Source organism: Mucilaginibacter arboris (assembly GCF_009754915.1).
Classification (GTDB): Bacteria; Bacteroidota; Bacteroidia; order Sphingobacteriales; family Sphingobacteriaceae; genus Mucilaginibacter_A; species Mucilaginibacter_A arboris.
In genome coordinates, this window is sequence record NZ_WPIK01000014.1 from 1 (window position 1) to 19,883 (window position 19,883).

Consider the following 19,883-nt stretch of genomic DNA (forward strand, 5'->3'; position numbering starts at 1 on the left):
AAAATAGAATTAAAATATAAAAAGTCCGATGAAATTATTGAGCTAATACTTTCAGTCGAACTAAACAGCCTATTTAATAAAATATTAAAAAAAATAAGTCAACTTGAAGACTTATTTTTTCATAAGGAGCTTAAAATAATTATAAAAAAAGGAACTCTCTACGAGTTAAGTTTTAACAACTTAGATATTGGGAAACTTATAAGTAAAGTTAAAGAAGATGACTTATATTATGCTAATTATTTTGATCCTACCCAAGAAGAAAGAACATATTCGTTTATAACTTTAGATATTAATCTGAAGGAATTTAAAAATTTAAGTAATAAATTTAGTGTATCAGACAATAATAAGTGTAGTATTCAACGAATATGGCTATAGCATTAATAATCACAGTTCGAACATTATGATTAGTAAACTATATCATGAAAGCTTAACTCAAGAAGATGAAATTATAATAATAAAACATATCATTTCTACTCTTAAAAATAATATTCAAAAAAACCTCTGATCTGTCATTTACTAAAATTACTTTTGATAAAATTTTTAGTAAATGAATACCATTCTCCTCGTTGCGGTTCTCGTTATTTTGCTCGTTACTGTTTTTATCCTGCTAAAAACAGCATCGCCCAAAATGGGTTTTTCTGCGGAGGATTTGAAGCGTTTGCAGGAGGAGAATATCCAGCTTAAAATCAGTTTGGGAAAGGCAGAAGAACGTGCTGCAAATTTGCATCAGGAGAAAGAAAACATCAGCATTTTATTACGGGAAGAACAGGACCGTTTAATTGCTGATCTGGCCGAGGAACGCGATTTACACAACGAAACCAAACAGCATTTAGAACGAAGCAATGCTTTTTTTACCGCCCAAAAAGAGCAATTGGAACAGCAGAAAATAGAAGTGGAGCAAACACGCCAGCATTTTCAGCGGGAATTTGAAAATGTAGCCAATAAAATCCTCGAAGAAAAAACACAGAAATTTACAGAATCCAACCGCAGCAATATGGATTTGCTGCTTCATCCGCTGAAAGAAAACATCAAAGCTTTTGAAGAAAAAGTGGATAAAGTTTACAAAGAGGAATCTAACGAACGGTTTACATTAAAAGGCACGATTGATGAGTTGATCAAGCAAACCAAGATCATTCAGGATGATGCCACCAATCTTACCAAAGCGTTAAAAGGCGATACCAAAATGCAGGGAAACTGGGGCGAAGTTATTTTAGACCGCGTGCTGGAAGCTTCCGGCTTGAAACAAGGCGAAAGTTATACCAAACAAGGCAAAAACATGAACCTTTTTGATGAAGCAGGAAACCGTTTCCAGCCGGATGTGATCGTTCATCTGCCGGAAAATAAACACCTGATCATCGATTCCAAAGTATCTTTGATCGCTTATGAACGGCTGGTTAATTCCATCACCGAAGAAGAAAAATTAAGGCATTTAAAATCACATGTCGATTCCGTAAAAAATCATATTGCCGGACTTAGTTCAAAAAGTTACCAGAACCTTGCCGGCCTAACTTCTCCTGAATTTGTTCTGCTTTTTGTGCCGATAGAATCTTCTTTTTCCATCGCTATTCAGCACGACCTGGAACTGTTTGATTTTGCCTGGAAAAAGCGTGTGGTGCTGGTTACGCCTTCTACGCTGCTGGCTACTTTAAAAACCATCGCTTCGGTTTGGAAACAGGAACAGCAAACCAAAAACGCAGTAGATATTGCTACCAAAGCCGGCGCTTTGTACGATAAATTTGTTGGCTTTACAGAAGATATGAAAAAGATTGGCCAGCACATAGACCGCAGCAAAGAGGTTTATAACGATGCCTACAGCAAATTAACTTCCGGCAGCGGAAACCTGGCCAGCCGCGCAGAAACACTTCGAAAATTAGGCGCTAAAAACAGCAAGCAACTTGACCAGAAATTATTATCTGATGAAGAATAATTGCTGATGCTTCTTTTACGGGTACTTTTTAGATAAACCTTACTTCATAAAAGCGTTCCAGCCCTGCGCTTTCAGTTCATGCACATTCCCGGATTTAGAAACTAAATTACAGCCTGCAGAAGCTTCTGTAATATGTCCGATGATACTAATGTCAGCATTGTACCTGATCTTCTCGTAATCGTCTTGTTTAATGGTAAAAAGGAGTTCATAATCTTCTCCTCCACTTAAAGCACAAACGGTAGGATCGAGGCCGAACTCGCGCGCCGTTTCATAAGTCATCGGATCGATCGGGATTTTTTCCTCGTAAAGAGAGCATCCTTTGTTACTTTGCGTGCATATGTGCAGGATTTCGGAAGCCAGACCATCAGAAACATCGATCATGGAAGTTGGCTTGATTTTCAATTCTTTTAAAATATCAATAATATCTCCACGGGCTTCCGGTTTTAACTGGCGTTCTACAATGTAATCTTTGCCTTCCAAGTCAGGCTGAATATTTGGATTTGAGAGATAAACCTGTTTTTCCCGTTCCAGCAGCTGCAAGCCAACATAAGCGCCGCCCAGATCGCCGGAAACACAGATTAAATCGCCTTCTCCGGCTGTGTTACGGTAAACAACATCCGCTTCATCTGCATAACCAATGCTCGTTACACTAATTACCAAACCTTGCTTGGAAGCAGAAGTATCGCCGCCAACCAGATCTACCTTGTATTGCTGACAGGCCAACATCACGCCCTGGTACAATTCTTCAACTGCTTCTAAAGGAAATTTACTGGAAATCCCGATAGAAAAAGTGATCTGGCTGGTCGTGCCATTCATCGCATAAATATCGCTTAAATTTACTTGTACTGCTTTGAAACCTAAGTGTTTAAGCGGAACATAAGCCAGATCGAAGTGGACGCCTTCCAGCAATAGATCTGTAGAAATCAATGTTTTTTTACCGGCAAAATCCATTACGGCAGCATCATCACCAATTCCTTTTACAGAAGTATGATCCAGCAATTTAAAATTTTTGGTAAGATGACTGATCAAGCCAAATTCGCCCAAAGCCGCTATCTCTGTTTTTTCTTTATTATCGAACATTGTTTTTTTATTTGATTACACCGATTTTTTGAGTTGATTTCACAGATTTGGATAAGATTGTACTGATTTTAAATTATATTTTTGATGCTTCTTTTATCACCTAAAAATCTATAAAATCTTCTTTAAAATCTTTTCATAATCAATTGTAATCACGTAAAAATCGGTGTAATCCTTTCTAATCTGTGAAATCTTTCTCCTATAACCCTAAACGCGCCGAAATTTCCAGCATTCTTTCAATCGGTTTTACAGCTTTTACAATAATATCTTCCGGTACAAAAATTTCCGGCTGCTCATTTTTCATACATAAATAAAGCTTCTCCAATGTATTTCTTCTCATGTGCGGACAATCGTTACAAGCACAGGTATTATTGGGCGGCGCCGGGATGAATTTTTTTCCCGGGTTTGCCCTTTCCATCTGGTGCAAAATTCCTGATTCTGTAGCCACGATAAACTCGGTTGCTGCATTTTTGCTCGTATAATTCAGCAATCCGGTTGTTGAACCGATGTAATCGGCCATCTCCAAAATTGCGTCTTCACATTCCGGGTGCGCAATAAATTTTGCAGCCGGGTAACGCTCTTTTAGCTTAGTAATTTTTTCTCTCGAAAAAATTTCGTGGACCATACAGGCACCGTTCCATAAAACCAGATTACGTCCAGTTTTTTTCGCTACATATTTTCCCAGATTTCGATCTGGCCCAAAGATAATTTCTTGTTCCGGCGGCAAACTTTTTACAATTTGTACCGCATTGCTCGATGTACAAACAATATCGCTCATCGCTTTTAATTCAGCCGTACAGTTCACATAAGTAATCACTAAATGGTCCGGATATTGCTCTTTAAACTTCTTAAACAAATGCGGCGGGCAACTATCAGCCAGCGAACAACCTGCTTTTAAATCCGGAAGCAATACTTTTTTCTTTGGCGACAAAATTTTGGCTGTTTCTGCCATAAAATGTACGCCTGCAAAAACGATTATATCCGCATCTGTTTTCGCTGCCTGCTGCGAAAGCCCCAAACTGTCTCCAATATAATCTGCAATATCCTGAATATCATTTTCCTGGTAGTAATGCGCTAATAAAACGGCATTTTTTTCTTTTTTTAATTTTTCAATCTCCGTAAAAAGATCGAGCGACGGATCGATGTATTCGTCAGCAAATCCTTTAACTTGTATTTCTTCAAAAGTATCCATTTTTAACAGTTCAATAAAAACAACTTATTCTTTAAAAAATAAAACTATCATTTGTTAGTGTGTTAATTTCGTTTAAAAATCGGTATTAAAATATTTGCAAAAGTAGTTGATGTATTGTTATCAACATCTTTTAAACAAAATGTTTACTTTATTATGCTGATTTACTGCTTCTTTTATCTGCCAAAGAAAATTCGAGAAGTTTTACTGTGCATTATTTGCTTTCCTTGCACTGTTAACAATGTAAGTAAATTATGTTGGTAATTGCTTAGTAATAATACCGGCTTAAAGTGTTATCCACACTAATTCGAACTAAAATATATTTGCTACTTTTTTATCACCGCCAAATTAACATCTTTACTGGTGTTATAAACAATGTGTTGAATAGGTTGGTTTTTCACTAAAAAAGCATGAGTAAAATTGTTGATTACCTGGTTATCGGTTCTGGTATTGCCGGACTTAGTTTTGCCCTTAAGGCCGCGCAATATGGTAAGGTACTGATTGTTACAAAGTCGAATGAAGATGAATCGAACACGAAGTACGCCCAGGGAGGTGTTGCGGTAGTTGTGGATAAAGAGGAAGATTCGTTTGAAAAACATATTGAAGATACGCTGATTGCCGGCGATGGTTTATGCAATGAAGAAGTGGTGAAGATTGTGGTAGAAGAAGGCCCGCCGAGAATTAAAGAAATTATTGATTACGGAACGAACTTTGATAAAACCCAGCAAGGCGTTTTTGATCTGGCAAAAGAAGGCGGGCACTCTGAAAGCCGTGTGCTGCATTATAAAGATATTACCGGTTTTGAAATTGAACGTGCTTTGCTGGAGCAGATCCACCAGCATAAAAACATTGAAATTTTAACACATTATTTTGCCATAGACCTGATTACGCAGCATCATTTAGGGGAATTTGTAGATCGTTCGAGCACTGATATTACCTGTTTTGGTATTTATGCTTTAAATAATAATACGAAAAAAGTTGAAAAATTCCTGTCTAAAGTAACGGTGATGGCTTCCGGAGGTGCCGGCCATATTTACTCAATTACCACCAATCCAACTATTGCAACCGGCGATGGTGTGGCAATGGTTTATCGTGCAAAAGGAAAAGTGCGTGATATGGAGTTTATCCAGTTCCATCCGACAGCTTTGTACAATCCGGGCGATTATCCTTCTTTTTTAATTTCTGAAGCCGTTCGTGGTTTTGGCGGTATTCTAAAGCGAAGGAACGGGGAGGAGTTTATGCAGGAATACGACCCGCGGAAATCTTTGGCACCGAGAGATATTGTAGCACGTGCGATTGATGCAGAAATGAAAAAATCTGGAGATGATTTTGTTTATCTGGATATCCGGCACCGCAGTAAAGAAGATTTACTGAACCATTTTCCAAATATTTACGCCAAATGTTTGTCTATCGGTATTGATATGACAAAGGATATGATTCCTGTTTCTCCAGCCAGTCATTATATGTGTGGAGGGATTATGGTTGATACACACGGGCGATCTTCTATTTTAAACTTATATGCCTGCGGCGAATGTTCTTCTACTGGTTTACATGGCGCTAACCGGCTGGCTTCCAATTCGCTTTTAGAAGCCTTGGTTTTTGCCCATCGTATTTTTGAAGATGCCGTACCAAAAGCTGATGCTTCTTTTATGCCACAAAATATCCCGGACTGGAATGAGTTTGGTGTTGCCCAGCAAAACGAGGATATCCTGGTAACGCATAATATCCGCGAAATGCAGAAAATTATGAACGATTATGTAGGAATTGTACGATCAGATTTTCGGTCGGAAAGGGCATTGCGAAGATTGCGTTTGCTGTATGAAGAAACGGAAGATTTCTACAAAAAGACAAAATTATCGGTTAAATTATGTGAGTTGCGAAACCTAATTCAGGTTGCCTATTTGGTTGTTAAATCTGCCATGGCAAGAAAAGAGAGTAGAGGATTACATTACACAACGGATTATCCAAACCATGCAAAAGAATTATACAATACAATTATGTAAAAATAGGTGATAAAAGAAGCATCAAATAAAACACAAGACCGAAAAACGAGATTCGAACAAAAAACTTATAGACATGTCTTTTCACATTATTTCTGTAATAGCATTAATTATAATCATTCTTTATTTACGCAAAATTCAAGATGTTTTAATCGATATCCGAACTGATTTATTTGATTTTAAATCTGAAAAAGCTGAAGTAGAATATTGGATTAGCAAAGCTAAAGGAAACAGAGAGTTAGAATATGAAGCGCTGTTGAAAATTGTTTTTAGCGCATTGCTTAATCCTTTAATAAAACCTGAAAACAGAAGAAAAAGATATGATGAATTAAAGGAATTGTATCAGGAGAACTTTGAACAAGCTGGATTTAAATTTCCGGAGTATTTGTTTTTGAATGAATAAAATCAGGTTGAGATGGAGCGGAAAACGGGATTCGAACCCGCGGCCTTCAGTTTGGGAAACTGATGCTCTACCGGCTGAGCTATTTCCGCTTATTAAAAGCTAAATTATAAAATTTATTGATATGCCACCACTTCTTTTACCGGTAAAAAATAAGTATCCGGTTATCGGTCAGGATTGTTTTATTGCTGAAAATGCCACTATTGTTGGCGATGTAACCATCGGGAACCAATGTTCTGTTTGGTTTAATACGGTTATCCGTGGCGATGTAAATTCAATTACAATTGGCAATCAAACCAATATTCAGGATGGCGTAATTGTTCATTGTACATACCAAAAAGCAGCAACCGTTATTGGCCATCATGTTTCTGTTGGCCACAATGCTATTATCCACGGCTGTACGCTTAATAATTATATTTTAGTAGGAATGGGGTCCATTATTATGGACCATGCCATTGTAGAAGACTATTGTATTATTGCAGCAGGTGCTGTTGTATTGGAAAATACAAAATGTGAGTCAGGTTTTATTTATGCCGGAACGCCTGCTAAAAAAGTAAAAGCTGTTTCAGAAGTGCAAATGCAACGACTGAAACAGCTTCCGTTAAATTATATTTTGTATTCGAGCTGGTTTACGGACTTGTAGGCGTTCTTGGAACACTGATATTTTCAGTCATATCCCAGTTTGCCCGTAAGCTAATCTCTTTATTATAATACCAAATGGGTTCGGGCAGCGTTCTGTTTTTTACATTTCCGGTGTCCCATTTCCCGTTTCTATTTATATCATAAATAATCCTGATCCGGTACTTTCCAACAGAGTAATCACTAAAAACCAGGTTACCGTTCCGATGGAAAGGTACGCTTTTAATCACCTTTTTATCTGCGTTTAAGAGTTCGAGAATGTAAGATTTTGAAGTGTCTGGCAAAGTAACGTTGAAAGTCATGCTGCCATAATTTTCCTCTTTGTTCAACTGAAACGAAATCGTCGTTTTCTTGTTTTTGTTACCATAAATATCTATCAATGCACCTTCATTCAGTAAAACGTCGTAATGTTTTCCTGCTTTCCACGCGTATTTCAATGTATATCTTCTTAAGCTTGAAGTGTCTTTTTCGAGGCTAAAACCATATTTAGCAACAGAATCTTCGTTTATAATAATTTGTGCTTCATTGGTTGATTCTATCGGCAAATTAGAAATGAGCTGTAAAGTAGTTTTGGGTTTTAAAGTTCCTCCGCTTAAATTATTGCTGATATTAAGGGTTCTTTTATACGTTTCTTTTTTTCCTCTTCTCAAGGTTACCGTATCTAAAGCTTTATTGGCAGCTAAAACAGCTACTTTAACAGAATCAAAATCCATCTTACGAAGGTATAACCTCGCAGTATCCGCTTCTTTATTAAACTCTACAATTTTCTGACTGTTTAAATCATCGTTTTGTATAATGCGCAAAGCAGGCTGGTTTATGCCTTTATTAAAAGTAAAAAACAGTTTTCCATCCGGGTCTATTCTTCTATCAACAACCCTAAACTTTTGAGGGATTTGTTTAAACAACTCTAATCTTATTCCTGCTGTATCTTTTTTTAGGTTGATGTCTTTTGGCAATATAGCAATCGATTCATTATCGTTATCGTAAATCCTGTTAGGCGATGCTTCTTTTAAGGCATAAATTCTGTAACTATCTGAATGTAAGTTACTTAACTTAAAATTACCTGCAGTATCAGTTGTGGTAAAGTAGGCAGGTTTCTTTTTACCAAACAAAGCAGGATCCTGTTTACTTGTGAAAATAAAAACGGTAGCTTCTTTTTCTGCTTCCTGCGTTTCAGAATTAATGACCTTTCCGGCAATTGTTAAAGAATCAATTTCATTTCCGGTTGTAAAAGCATAAGTAAAGTTTTTCAGGATATTGTTTTCGTTAACATCTCCAATTGCTTTTCCAAAGTTAATTACATACGTTGTATTCTTTTGCAGCGTATCTTTTAAAGTAATTACCAGGCTTTTTTGCTTGATGTGATATTCGGGCAATTTTTCCTGGGTAGGAGAGATGCTGATTTCCTGGTACTGGTTGTTTAGTTTAAAATATTCGTCGAACGTTAATACAATTTGTTTTGCGTTAAACCTTTTTGTTTTATTTGCTGGCGTTGCGCTTAAAAGTTTAGGTGGCGTTTTGTCTCTCGGCCCGCCTTGTGGTTTTTGAATGCTTGCACAACCAAATATAGTAACTATACCTACAAAAACAGCTATTTGCCGTAGGTTAAACATAGATGTCTTTTTAAAGGCCATTTAGATGCGTTATAATCGAATATTTATTTTTGATGAAGATTAACATTAAAAAAATAAAATCTTCTTTTATAAACAATTATTTTTTAGGGTGAAGAATGCTAATTATTATAAATTTTTTATTTATCTGCTGATGTGAACCATTAATACAGAAACATCTGAAGGAGAAACGCCTGAAATTCTGGAAGCCTGGCCTAATGTTCGTGGTTTAATTTTGATTAGTTTTTCCCGTGCTTCTTTTGACAGAGAAATTATTTCATTGTAGTTAAAGTCCTGATAAATTTCTTTGTCCTCCATTTTTTTCATCTTGTTTACAATCTCCAGTTCTTTTTCAAAATACGATTCATATTTTATTTTGATCTCGGCCTGTTCAATTGTTTCCTGATTGTATGGAGAAAGAAATTCTTTTAGCGAAGCACTTGCTTCTTTTAGCATACTAAAATTGATTTGCGGGCGGCCAATAATTGCAGATAGCTTAACATTCTGGCTGATGGTACTTGTTCCAGCTTCTTCCAGTAAACCATTTACTTCTTCCGGTTTGATAGAAACTGATTTTACAAACTTTACAATAGCATCCGCGTTTTTAACTTTATTATTAACAGTTTGCATCCGTTCTTCTTTAATTAACCCAAGCTTGTAACCAAGAGGTGTAAGGCGAATATCAGCATTGTCCTGGCGTAGCAATAAACGATGTTCAGCCCTGGAGGTAAACATACGATAGGGTTCTTCTGTTCCTTTTGTTACCAGGTCATCTATCAAAACACCGATGTACGATTCGGATCGTTTCATAATCAATGCCTCTTTTACAGCCACATTATTATGTGCATTTATACCAGCAATAAAGCCTTGGCAGGCAGCTTCTTCGTAACCTGTTGTTCCGTTAATTTGTCCTGCAAAAAATAGGTTATCGATAAATTTTGTTTCCAGGGTTAATTTTAATTGGGTAGGAGGAAAGTAATCATACTCAATTGCATAACCCGGACGAAACATCTTTACATTTTCAAATCCTTGGATTTGTTTTAATGCTTTATATTGAACATCTTCGGGCAACGAAGTCGAAAAACCATTAACATATATTTCTATTGTATTCCAGCCTTCCGGCTCTACAAAAATCTGATGGCGGTCGCGTTCTGCAAACCTGTTGATCTTATCTTCAATTGAAGGACAGTAACGAGGGCCAAGTCCTTTAATCCTTCCTGTAAACATTGGGGATTTTTCAAACCCTTCTTTTAAAGTTTCATGGACTTGCGTATTGGTATAAGTGATCCAGCAGCAGCGTTGTTCTGTTGGTTTTGGTACTTCTGTATACGAAAACTCTCCCCGCTCATCATCTCCCCATTGCTCTTCCATTTTTGTATAATCCAGGCTTCGTCCGTCAACCCTTGGTGGCGTTCCTGTTTTCATTCGGCCAGCTTCAAAGCCTAATCCTACTAATTGCTCTGTAATGCCATGGGCCGCTTTTTCTGCTGTCCTTCCTCCGCCAAACTTTTTCTCGCCTATATGTATTAATCCGTTTAAAAAAGTTCCGTTAGTTAATACAACAGCTTCAGCTTCGATTTCTATTCCAAGCGAAGTGATAACACCGCAAACTTTTCCACCTTTTATAATTAAACTGTTTACAGTATCCTGCCAAAAATCAACATTAGCGATTCTTTCAAGCATTAACCGCCATTCTTCTGCAAATCGCATCCGATCAACTTGTGCACGCGGGCTCCACATAGCCGGGCCTTTTGAACGGTTAAGCATTCTAAACTGAATGCTTGTTTTATCGGTAATAATTCCGGAACCACCACCCATTGCATCTATCTCTCGTACAATTTGTCCTTTAGCTACGCCGCCCATCGCTGGGTTACAACTCATTTGGGCTATAGTTGCCATATTCATGGTAACTAATAATACCGATGAACCTAAGTTTCCTGCTGCTGCTGCTGCTTCGCATCCTGCATGTCCGCCGCCTACAACAATTACATCATATTTTTTAAACATTGTTTTTTCTAAAGTTTCACGTGAAACATTAATAAGGTTATGATTAGCTTTCTTTTAATTCGGATAAATTCATCCATTTGTTCAAAAAAGCATCTAATTCGATTTGATAAGTTTGAACGTTTTTAGAGGCTAAAATAATATCTTCGGTTTTAGAGGAAGGATTATTAAGGATTAAATTCAATTCAGCTATTTTACTTTCAACAGAAGCAATATCCATTTCAACTTCCAGAAGTTCTTTTTCCTGTTTATAATTAGATGGTTTTTTAATTTCAGGAACAGAAGCTTTTAAAGGCTTATCTTGTGTTTTCGTTTTTTGTTTAACAACAGTTTCCTCTAACCGATAGTCTGTATAATTACCATTATAAATTTGTAAGTGGCCTTCTCCAGTAAAGATAAACAACTGTTCTGTAAGCTTATCAATTAAATACCTATCGTGAGAAACAAGCATAATTACGCCACCAAAATTGGTAAGAAATTCTTCTAAAACATTTAAGGTATCTGTATCTAAATCATTTGTTGGCTCATCCAGAATTAAAAAGTTTGGGTTTTTAATCAAAATGGTAAGCAATTGCAACCTTTTCTTTTCGCCACCACTTAAATTACTGATGAACCCGTGTTGCTTTTTAGGAGGAAACAGAAATTGGGTAAGCAGTTGAGAGGCAGAAAGAAGTTTGCCATCTGCCATGGTAATAAATTCTGCAACATTTTTTATTACGTCAATTACCCTTTCTGCCTCATTAAAATTTAATCCGGATTGACGATAGTAACCAATTGTAGTAGTTTCGCCAACGTCAATAGCACCAGAATCAGGCGGAGTTTGTCCTGTTAAAATATTTAATAAAGTCGATTTTCCGCTACCATTTTTACCTGCCAAACCAATCCTGTCGCCTTTTTTAAACACATAATTAAAGTCTTTAATTATCGTAATGTTGTTAAAGGATTTACTAAGGTGTTTAATTTCTAAAACCTTATTACCTTGCCGGGCAGATTTGATAGTTAAATCCAATTGCTCTTTATGCCCATTGTTTTGGGTTTTACTTTGAAGGTCATAAAAAGCATCAATACGCGATTTAGATTTGGTACTTCTGGCCTGAGGCATTCTCCGCATCCATTCTAATTCCTTTTTTAACAGGTTAGAATTCTTCTGGTAACGAACCTGATCGGCCGCTTCCCGTTCCGCTCTTTTTTCTAAATAATAGCTATAATTGCCATTGTAAGGAAATATCTTTTGCTGATCAATTTCCAAAATCTCATTACAAACATTATCTAAAAAGTAACGGTCGTGCGTTACCAATAGAATAGTTTTGTTACCGGATGTTAAAAAGCTTTCCAGCCATTCTATTGTTTCTATATCTAAATGATTGGTTGGCTCATCTAATACAAATAATTCCGGGTCGCTAATCAGTAATTCTGCCAGTGCCAAACGCTTCTTTTGTCCACCAGAAAGTGTTTTTATCTGTTGGTCTAAATGACGAACATCCAAACGGTCTAAAATATTCTTAATTTTATATTCATACTCCCAGGCTTCAAGTTCTGTAATTTTATTAGTCAGGATTTCAATCTGCTCATAATTCTCAGGATCGTTTTCCAGCAACAACTCGTAGGCTTTAATTAACTGTTGTTGTTCGTTATCGGCTTTAAAAATAAAATCATTGATCGTTTCTTCCGGATTAAAAGAAGGGTCTTGTTCTAAATATCCCATAGAAAGAAACTTACTTTTAACTACTTTTCCTTCAGTTGGCTTTAGTTTTTCTGCAAGTATTTTTAATAAGGTAGATTTTCCGGCGCCATTCGCACCCACGAGCGCAATACGCCGGCCGGAATTAATGCCGAAAGTTTGCTGTTTAAACAGCCAGTTATCATGAAAGGAGTGGCCTAAGTTCTCGGCCGAAATTAAAGTACTCACGCTAATTTTTTTATTTGATCTGATGTATAAGTAAAGATACCAGGATTGCTTTTTAAGGATTCATTGAGCATTGCCAAAGCAACAGTATTGGCAGGAATGCTTCGATATTTTTGTAGTTTTCCGATAAGAAACGGATTAATAATTTTCATTATAACTGTTGCAAATTGTTCTGTAATCCGCTTTTCTTGCCTGTTTCCAGTTAATAGAGATGGCTGAGAAATACAAATCCGCCTTAACTTAACCTGTTTAACATCCGCTTCTGTTTCACCTTTTAATTTAATATAAAAAGTAGTCGAGTTAATATTTGCGCCAAGGGCAGAAACTAAATGAAACTGCTGCATACTGTTTTTAGCACCTATTTTTGCTAATTGAACAGGATAATCATGGTCTATTTTTCTATAAATGCTTAAATCGGGCGTTTTGCTTTTGGTTGAACCTAAGCAGCAAAATAAGGCATGTCCGTTAATATCCTGTTCGTAATGCTCTAAACGATCAAAATCTACAATTAATTGCTTTAATTTTTGATGACGGAAGTTTAATTCCTTTCGCACTAAAACAACAACCTCGTCATAATCATGATGATCCAGCAAATGTTTAAGCAGCAAACCGCCAATTAAACCGCTTGCACCGGCAATAACCGCCTTGTACTGCATGGTAACTTATTTATTGCAAAAGTACGTATTATCAGCCTGTTCTGGTAGTTAGCAAGAAGTAATATATTCAGGCACAAAACAATTCAGAAAAAATTGACAAGCGCGTCAACATTTACAAAAAAAAACCGTTAAAGGAATTATTCCAATCACAACATATTAAAATATCTTTTCAATTATATGGCAGAACAAGCGTTACCTGCATGGAAAAGAACCTTTGAAGAAGCAGGATCGCAGATACTGTTTTTAGGGGCCTTTTTTAAGAATATATTTAAATCCGGATTTGAATGGTCTGAATTCATCCGTCAGTGTTACGAAATTGGTTATAAATCCTTAACCCTTGTTGGGCTTACTGGTTTTATCATGGGCCTGGTCCTTACTTTACAATCAAGGCCTACGCTGGCAGATTTTGGGGCAGAAAGCTGGCTGCCGGGAATGGTATCGCTATCTGTAATACGAGAAATCGGGCCGGTAATTACAGCCATTATCTGCGCAGGCAGGGTAGCTTCGAGTATTGGGGCTGAATTGGGCAGCATGAACGTAACGGAACAAGTTGATGCAATGGAAGTATCTGGTGCAAACCCGATGCAGTATTTAGTTGTAACACGCATTCTGGCAACCACCATCATGATTCCTATCCTTACTTTTATATCAGATGCCATCGCCTTATTTGGAGGCTTTTTAGCAGTAAATATTGACGGAAAAGTAAGCTTTTACCTGTATTTTACTAAATCAATTTCTGTTTTGGGTTTCAGCGATATTTTTCCGGCAACCATCAAAACCATATTTTTTGGCCTGGCTATTGGCTTTATTGGTTGTTATAAAGGCATCAATTCTAACAAAGGAACAGAAAGCGTTGGCTTGGCAGCCAATTCTGCCGTGGTTACATCTTCCCTCTGGATTTTTGTAATCGATGCCATCGCAGTTCAGCTTACTAACATATTAGCTTATCATTAATGGAAACTACTGTAGAAAACCAGCAAGACCAGGCAACAGCTTCTTTTGAAAAAGATGAGCTTGTTGTACAAATTAGGGGGCTAAAAAAAGCATTCAATGGTTTTGAAGTGCTAAAAAATATCAACCTGGATTTAAAGCGGGGAGAAAACCTGGTGGTTTTAGGCAAATCCGGACAAGGTAAATCGGTAACCATCAAATGTATTGTTGGCCTGCTAAAAAAAGACGAAGGATCTGTAAAAGTTTTTAACGAAGAAGTTGCAGATTTAAACGATGATGAATTAAAGCAGTTAAGAACGAGGATTGGCTTCCTCTTCCAAAACTCTGCTTTGTATGATTCTATGACTGTTCGCGATAACCTTGAATTTCCTTTAACCAGAGTTTTAAAGCTGAAAGATGAGGCAGAAATTAATTCAAGAGTAGAGGAAGTTTTAGAAGGCGTTGGTTTGCTGGATGCTATTGATAAAATGCCTTCCGATCTTTCCGGCGGGATGCGTAAACGTATTGGCTTGGCCAGAACATTAATTATGAAGCCGGAAATTATGTTGTACGATGAACCAACAACAGGTTTGGACCCGATCACTTCAAAAGAAATCAGCGACTTAATTTTAGCCATGCAAAAGAAGTATCAAACCTCTTCAATCATCATTACGCATGATATGGCCTGTGCTAAAATAACGGCAGACAGGCTTGTGGTAATGAACGACGGAGAATATATAGCTGAAGGAAATTACGAGGAACTTGAAAATTCGGACAATGAATTGGTAAAGTCTTTTTTTAAATAACAAAATATGAAAACCAGTAGCGGACAAAAATTAAAATTAGGATTATTCACTTTTATCGGAATACTGATATTAGTAATGGCAATTTTTTTCATTGGAAAATCTAAAAGCTTATTCAATACTACCTTTAATGTTTATGGTATATTTAAAAACGTAAATGGTTTGCAGGTAGGCAATAATGTGCGTTTTGCCGGTATTAATATTGGTGTGATACAAAACATCAGGATTGTATCAGACACGGCAGTTCGGGTTGATTTAACATTAAATAAAAGCGTGCAAAAGTTTTTGCGAAAAGATGTTAAGGCAGCTATTGGAAGCGATGGTTTAATGGGCGATAAACTGATTGTAATTAACCCGGGAACGGAAGCTACGGGAGAGCTAAATAATGGCGACAAGGTAAATACTGTAAATCCGATAGATGTAGATAAGATAATTGGCAGGGTAACAAAAGTGGCAGACAATGCAGAGGTTTTAACTTCTAACCTTTCTGAAATTGTTTATAAAATTAACCATGGTAAAGGAAGCATTGGAAAATTATTATCAAGCGATAAGCTTGCAAATGATTTGGAAGGAACAGTTAAACAAGCTAAAAGTACTTTAAAAACCGTTAAAAAAGGTACAGAAGGTTTCAGCGAAAACATGGAAGCAGCAAAGCATAATTTTTTGCTTCGCGGATTTTTTAACAAAAAGAAAAAGGAAGCCAAAAGAAAACAGGATTCTATCAAAAACGCAAAAAATCCGGTACAATAACAGTAAAATGCTGGTTACATCAACAAGTCGCGGATATCTTCCGGTGTCAGTGATTTTATAAAGTTTCCTTCTGTTGTAATCAGCGTATTAGCTACGTGCATTTTTTGTTGCTGTAAAAGAAGTATCTTTTCTTCGATACTGTTTTTAGTAATGAATTTATAGATAATTACTTTTTTAGTTTGCCCAATGCGGTGCGTACGGTCAATTGCCTGTTGTTCTACTGCTGGGTTCCACCACGGATCTAAAATAAAAACGTAATCAGCTTCAGTTAAATTTAAACCAACACCGCCAGCTTTAATAGAGATCAGGAAAATCCGTAATAATTCATTATTCTGAAACTTGTTAATTTCCTCCTCGCGATTTTTAGTTTTTCCGTCCAAATAAGTATAAGAAATACCCTGATCTTCTAACTGGTTTCTGAAAATTGTTAACTGACGTACGAACTGCGAAAAAACCAAAACCTTATGCCCGCTTTCAAGCGCATTGATTAGCATTTCCCACACATCATCAAATTTGCCAGAACTTCCTTCGTAGCTTTCATCAATCAAACGCGGATGGTTTGCAATTTGCCGCAACTTAATTAAACCTTGTAAAACATGCAATTTTGCTTGTGCAAACGTACCTTCTTCAATGCTTTTTAAAAGAGCGTTCCGGTATTCGGATTTTACTTTTTCGTACTCGTCGGCCTGTTCATCGCACATCTCAGAATAAAATAACTTTTCTGTTTTTGATGGCAGTTCTGTAGCAACCTGTTCTTTAGTTCTTCTCAGGATAAAAGGCTTGATCAAAACCTGCAAACGATGAGCTTTGTCTTCGTCTTTTTTCTTCTCGATAGGAATAACAAAATTGTTTTGAAAGTAAGCCTGATTTCCCAACAAACCAGGATTGATAAAAGACATTTGCGTCCATAAATCATTAACAGAATTTTCTACTGGCGTTCCGCTTAATATCAGTTTAAAGCGCGATTTTAATTCGGTTACTGCCTGAAAAGATTTGGAAGCAGCATTTTTGATATTCTGGCTTTCATCCAAAATAATATATTCAAAAAAGAAATCTTTTAGCAAATTTATATCGATCCGTGTAATGCCATAAGTAGTAATTATCAAATCATAATTGCTGAAAACTGCCGCATTCCGGGAACGTAAACTGCCTGTATGTGCCAGGATTTGTATTTCCGGCGCAAACCTTTTTGCTTCGTTTACCCAATTATAAATAAGCGAGGTTGGCATAATAATCAACGAAGTAACTTTACCGTTTGCGGCGTTATCTTCCTTGTTTTTTTGTAGCAAGGCAAGTGTTTGGATAGTTTTGCCCAAACCCATATCATCTGCCAGGCAACCGCCAAAATGATATTTTTTTAAAAAGTGAAACCAGTCATAACCGGCTTTTTGATAAGCGCGCAATTCGCCGTTAAAATGTTGCGGCAGCGGGATTTCTTCCAGGCTTTCAAAATTGTTGAGTTGCTGTAATTTCCGGTTCATGGTAACTTCGGCATAATCGCTTGTAGCCAACTCGTTTACCAAACCGATATGGTGTTTTTTAAGCTGAAGTTTATCACTATGATCACTAAAATAAAGCAGGTTACTGTATTGCGAAAACCATTTTTCCGGAATGACAGCAATCTCTCCGGAAGGCAAAACAAATTCGCGCCTTTTATTTAAAATATGCTGTTTTAGCTCAATAAACGGAATGGCGTAACTGCCAAAGTAAACGATGGCATAAATATCAAACCAATCATTTCCTTCCCTAATTTCCAAATTGATTTTAGGGCTGGCATAAAAAAATCGTTTTTCGCCTTCAGGTTGTTCAATTTCAAAACCGCTTTCTATTAACTCATCGTGGTGCTCGTTCAGCCAGTTAAAAACAGATAAAGAAGTATCTTCATCTTCTTCCATTTGCGCAACTTCCAGGTTTTGAAAAAGATTAGATACTGTTTTTAGCCCTAAATTTTCCAGTTCTAAAAACTTCTTTTTCTCCCAGGCCATGCTTCTTTTAATGCGGTAAAAGAAGTATTGGTCGTCTTTGTTTTCAATTCTTACAGAAACCTGCCGTCCATCTCCATAAGGAAAAACAGCTTCGCCATAACGAAAAAACAGCTGGATCTGAGAAATGCCGCCTTCTGTATAAACCGGTTTTAAAATTGGTCCTGCATTATATCTTTCGCTAATGATTTCAAACCCTTGTGCATAAACCGGGTATTTTTCAATCAATGGCGCAACAAATTTTTCGTAATAAGTTTTTTCGGATGATTTAGGAATGGAGATGTAACGTTTATCTAAAAACGGAAGCAGTTTTTTGCCTTCAATACCTTTTTCAAAATAATAAAGTACGTCTTCAAGCAATAAATAAGCCGGCTGGTTGCAAATGATTTCTGCGCCTTTAAACATAAACTCAATCCGTTGGCCTTTGTATTTTATGGTTGGATAATAGCGTGTTTCGTTTTCGTTTCTGCGGAAATGAAATAAAACAGTTGCCGGTTCTGTTGCAAATTGTACAATACGCTCTGCCGGATAACCTTCGCGGCTCATTACGCATAATTCTTTTCCGGGAAGCAAGGTTAAGGCTTCGGCCAGTTTTTTTTCGATTTTAGGCCGAAGTTTTTCAAACGCTTCTTCTGTATAAATTCTGGAAAAGAATTCCAGCGGCCTGATCGGCTTTTTATAGTATTTTAAAATGAGGTGGCTTTGCTCGGTTTCCTGCAAAATCCGGATCAGTTTTCGGTCGGTATCGTCTAAACAAGCAGTAAATTCCTCGGCAGTATTAACAAATAAACGTTGGTGCGTGAGCGAGTATTCGCCATTTGGATTAAGCTGAACAACGTGCGGCTCGATTAGGTACGATAAATATTCATGCTTACAGATAGCATAAATAATTTTACAGGGTTTGCTGCTGTCAACTCTTAACATTGCTTGTAGGATAGCTGCCTTAAGGCTTTTATGATCAGGCAAAGTTTCAAACGTAGGCAGAATTACCTTAAAAGAAAAATTCTTTTTATAGAAATTTAGGTGATAAAAAAAGCATGGGCTGAGAAGAGCGAGGGGTTAAGATCAAAGAGCGGGGAAATTACAAACTTATTTAGATTTCAATTTCTCCCGAAAAAACCTGAACTGCCGGTCCTTCTAAAAATATATCGGTAAAAACAGTACCATCGTAATTAAATTTTACGCTTAAATCTCCGCCTAAAACTTTTATAGGCGTAAAAACAGCACCGGTTTGGTTTTTATGTTTTGCCATAGCTAAGGCAACCGCAGTTACGCCGGTTCCGCAGGCATACGTTTCGTCTTCAACGCCGCGTTCAAAAGTGCGGACGAAATAACCATCATTTAAAGGTTCAACAAAATTAATGTTGATGCCATCTTTCTGATAAACAGCATTATTACGGATGGTATAACCATTCTGGTACACATTTTTGTGTTCCAGATCTTTCACCAGTTCTACATAATGCGGCGAGCCGGTGTTCAGCACATAAGCATTTCCATCACGGTTGATCGTATCAACATTAATCATTTGTAAACTAACCCAATCACCAGAACCGGAAATTGTGGCATAATGCGGCCCATCAACTGCCAGAAAGTTAGTTTCCTTTTCAATCAATCCTAAAAATTTGGCAAAGGCTACAATACAACGTCCGCCATTACCGCACATACTGCTTGGTTTTCCATCGGCATTGTAATAGATCATTTCAAAATCGAATGCTTCTTTTACCTGCAAAAACATGATACCGTCGCCTCCAACCCCAAACCTCCTGTTGCATAAACGGGCAATTAGTTCGGGTTGATGATGGTTAAATTGCTGTAAACGGTTGTCAATCAGTATAAAGTCGTTTCCTGCGCCCTGGTATTTGTAAAAAATCTGCTTCACGTTTTTCAATTCAAGTATTTAGCACAAATCTTGCTAACATTAGTTTTATTAACAACAATTATAAGCAGCTATTATTGATTTTTACACTTTAACACTTTTTAACACTGTTTAAGGTAACTTTAGGTTGATTA

16 protein-coding genes and 1 tRNA gene are annotated in these 19,883 nt (G+C 36.9%); 8 read left to right on the forward strand and 9 right to left on the reverse strand.

Annotation, left to right across the window (positions count from 1 at the left end; genetic code table 11):
• Both GO621_RS18910 and rmuC read left to right on the forward strand, forming a co-directional pair.
• Positions 1 to 375, forward strand: a 375-nt coding sequence (locus GO621_RS18910) for a hypothetical protein (RefSeq protein ID WP_198170262.1), incomplete at its 5' end; no start/stop codon positions are given.
• 172 nt (positions 376 to 547) lie between these two features.
• Positions 548 to 1,927, forward strand: a complete 1,380-nt coding sequence (gene rmuC, locus GO621_RS14680) for a DNA recombination protein RmuC (RefSeq protein ID WP_157568356.1) — start codon at positions 548 to 550, stop codon at positions 1,925 to 1,927.
• A 39-nt stretch (positions 1,928 to 1,966) separates the two neighbouring features.
• On the opposite strand, the gene thiL is transcribed toward rmuC, so the two are convergent.
• Both thiL and nadA read right to left on the reverse strand, forming a co-directional pair.
• On the reverse strand, positions 1,967 to 3,007 hold the full coding sequence (gene thiL, locus GO621_RS14685; protein ID WP_157568358.1) for a thiamine-phosphate kinase: 1,041 nt from the start codon (positions 3,005 to 3,007) through the stop codon (positions 1,967 to 1,969).
• A 196-nt stretch (positions 3,008 to 3,203) separates the two neighbouring features.
• A complete protein-coding gene (gene nadA, locus GO621_RS14690) occupies positions 3,204 to 4,196 on the reverse strand; it encodes a quinolinate synthase NadA (RefSeq protein ID WP_157568360.1) in 993 nt (330 codons plus the stop codon).
• A gap of 407 nt (positions 4,197 to 4,603) precedes the next feature.
• Here nadA and nadB point away from each other — a divergent pair, with 407 nt between their 5' ends.
• Positions 4,604 to 6,196 carry an L-aspartate oxidase gene (gene nadB, locus GO621_RS14695; protein ID WP_157568362.1) on the forward strand — a complete coding sequence of 531 codons (1,593 nt, stop codon included), beginning with the start codon at positions 4,604 to 4,606 and terminating at the stop codon, positions 6,194 to 6,196.
• A 73-nt stretch (positions 6,197 to 6,269) separates the two neighbouring features.
• Entirely contained in the window at positions 6,270 to 6,596 is a 327-nt protein-coding gene (locus GO621_RS14700; RefSeq protein WP_157568364.1) for a hypothetical protein, read from the forward strand.
• A 13-nt stretch (positions 6,597 to 6,609) separates the two neighbouring features.
• On the opposite strand, the gene GO621_RS14705 is transcribed toward GO621_RS14700, so the two are convergent.
• Positions 6,610 to 6,685: transfer RNA gene (locus GO621_RS14705), tRNA-Gly, on the reverse strand.
• Between the two features lie 32 nt (positions 6,686 to 6,717).
• Here GO621_RS14705 and GO621_RS14710 point away from each other — a divergent pair.
• Positions 6,718 to 7,236 carry a gamma carbonic anhydrase family protein gene (locus GO621_RS14710; RefSeq protein ID WP_157568366.1) on the forward strand — a complete coding sequence of 173 codons (519 nt, stop codon included), beginning with the start codon at positions 6,718 to 6,720 and terminating at the stop codon, positions 7,234 to 7,236.
• On the opposite strand, the gene GO621_RS14715 is transcribed toward GO621_RS14710, so the two are convergent.
• The 4 genes from GO621_RS14715 to GO621_RS14730 all read right to left on the reverse strand — a co-directional run bounded on the left by GO621_RS14715 (position 7,223) and on the right by GO621_RS14730 (position 13,408).
• Positions 7,223 to 8,845 (reverse strand): Ig-like domain-containing protein, encoded by a 1,623-nt coding sequence (locus GO621_RS14715; protein ID WP_198170263.1) that lies wholly within the window; start codon positions 8,843 to 8,845, stop codon positions 7,223 to 7,225. The two genes, GO621_RS14710 and GO621_RS14715, sit on opposite strands and share 14 nt — an antisense overlap.
• A gap of 141 nt (positions 8,846 to 8,986) precedes the next feature.
• A complete protein-coding gene (gene mnmG / locus GO621_RS14720) occupies positions 8,987 to 10,849 on the reverse strand; it encodes a tRNA uridine-5-carboxymethylaminomethyl(34) synthesis enzyme MnmG (RefSeq protein WP_157568370.1) in 1,863 nt (620 codons plus the stop codon).
• A 43-nt stretch (positions 10,850 to 10,892) separates the two neighbouring features.
• Positions 10,893 to 12,755, reverse strand: a complete 1,863-nt coding sequence (locus tag GO621_RS14725) for an ABC-F family ATP-binding cassette domain-containing protein (protein ID WP_317163452.1) — start codon at positions 12,753 to 12,755, stop codon at positions 10,893 to 10,895.
• Positions 12,752 to 13,408 carry an NAD(P)H-binding protein gene (locus GO621_RS14730; protein WP_157568372.1) on the reverse strand — a complete coding sequence of 219 codons (657 nt, stop codon included), beginning with the start codon at positions 13,406 to 13,408 and terminating at the stop codon, positions 12,752 to 12,754. Before GO621_RS14730 ends, GO621_RS14725 begins: the two co-directional genes overlap by 4 nt.
• A gap of 177 nt (positions 13,409 to 13,585) precedes the next feature.
• Between GO621_RS14730 and GO621_RS14735 the strand changes: the two genes are divergently transcribed.
• From GO621_RS14735 to GO621_RS14745, 3 genes are read left to right on the forward strand one after another with little or no spacing between them, the layout of a single operon-like run.
• Positions 13,586 to 14,362 (forward strand): MlaE family ABC transporter permease, encoded by a 777-nt coding sequence (locus GO621_RS14735; RefSeq protein WP_157568374.1) that lies wholly within the window; start codon positions 13,586 to 13,588, stop codon positions 14,360 to 14,362.
• Complete coding sequence (locus GO621_RS14740) at positions 14,362 to 15,144, forward strand: ABC transporter ATP-binding protein (RefSeq protein ID WP_157568376.1); 783 nt, start codon at positions 14,362 to 14,364, stop codon at positions 15,142 to 15,144. Before GO621_RS14735 ends, GO621_RS14740 begins: the two co-directional genes overlap by 1 nt.
• A gap of 6 nt (positions 15,145 to 15,150) precedes the next feature.
• The gene (locus GO621_RS14745; protein WP_157568378.1) at positions 15,151 to 15,891 is read left to right on the forward strand and encodes an MlaD family protein; all 741 of its coding nucleotides are present in this window, start codon (positions 15,151 to 15,153) and stop codon (positions 15,889 to 15,891) included.
• A gap of 14 nt (positions 15,892 to 15,905) precedes the next feature.
• On the opposite strand, the gene GO621_RS14750 is transcribed toward GO621_RS14745, so the two are convergent.
• Together GO621_RS14750 and dapF are read right to left on the reverse strand one after the other, a co-directional pair.
• Positions 15,906 to 18,797 carry a DEAD/DEAH box helicase gene (locus GO621_RS14750; protein WP_157568381.1) on the reverse strand — a complete coding sequence of 964 codons (2,892 nt, stop codon included), beginning with the start codon at positions 18,795 to 18,797 and terminating at the stop codon, positions 15,906 to 15,908.
• Between the two features lie 169 nt (positions 18,798 to 18,966).
• Positions 18,967 to 19,752 carry a diaminopimelate epimerase gene (gene dapF / locus GO621_RS14755; protein WP_317163454.1) on the reverse strand — a complete coding sequence of 262 codons (786 nt, stop codon included), beginning with the start codon at positions 19,750 to 19,752 and terminating at the stop codon, positions 18,967 to 18,969.
• Positions 19,753 to 19,883: the final 131 nt, after the last annotated feature.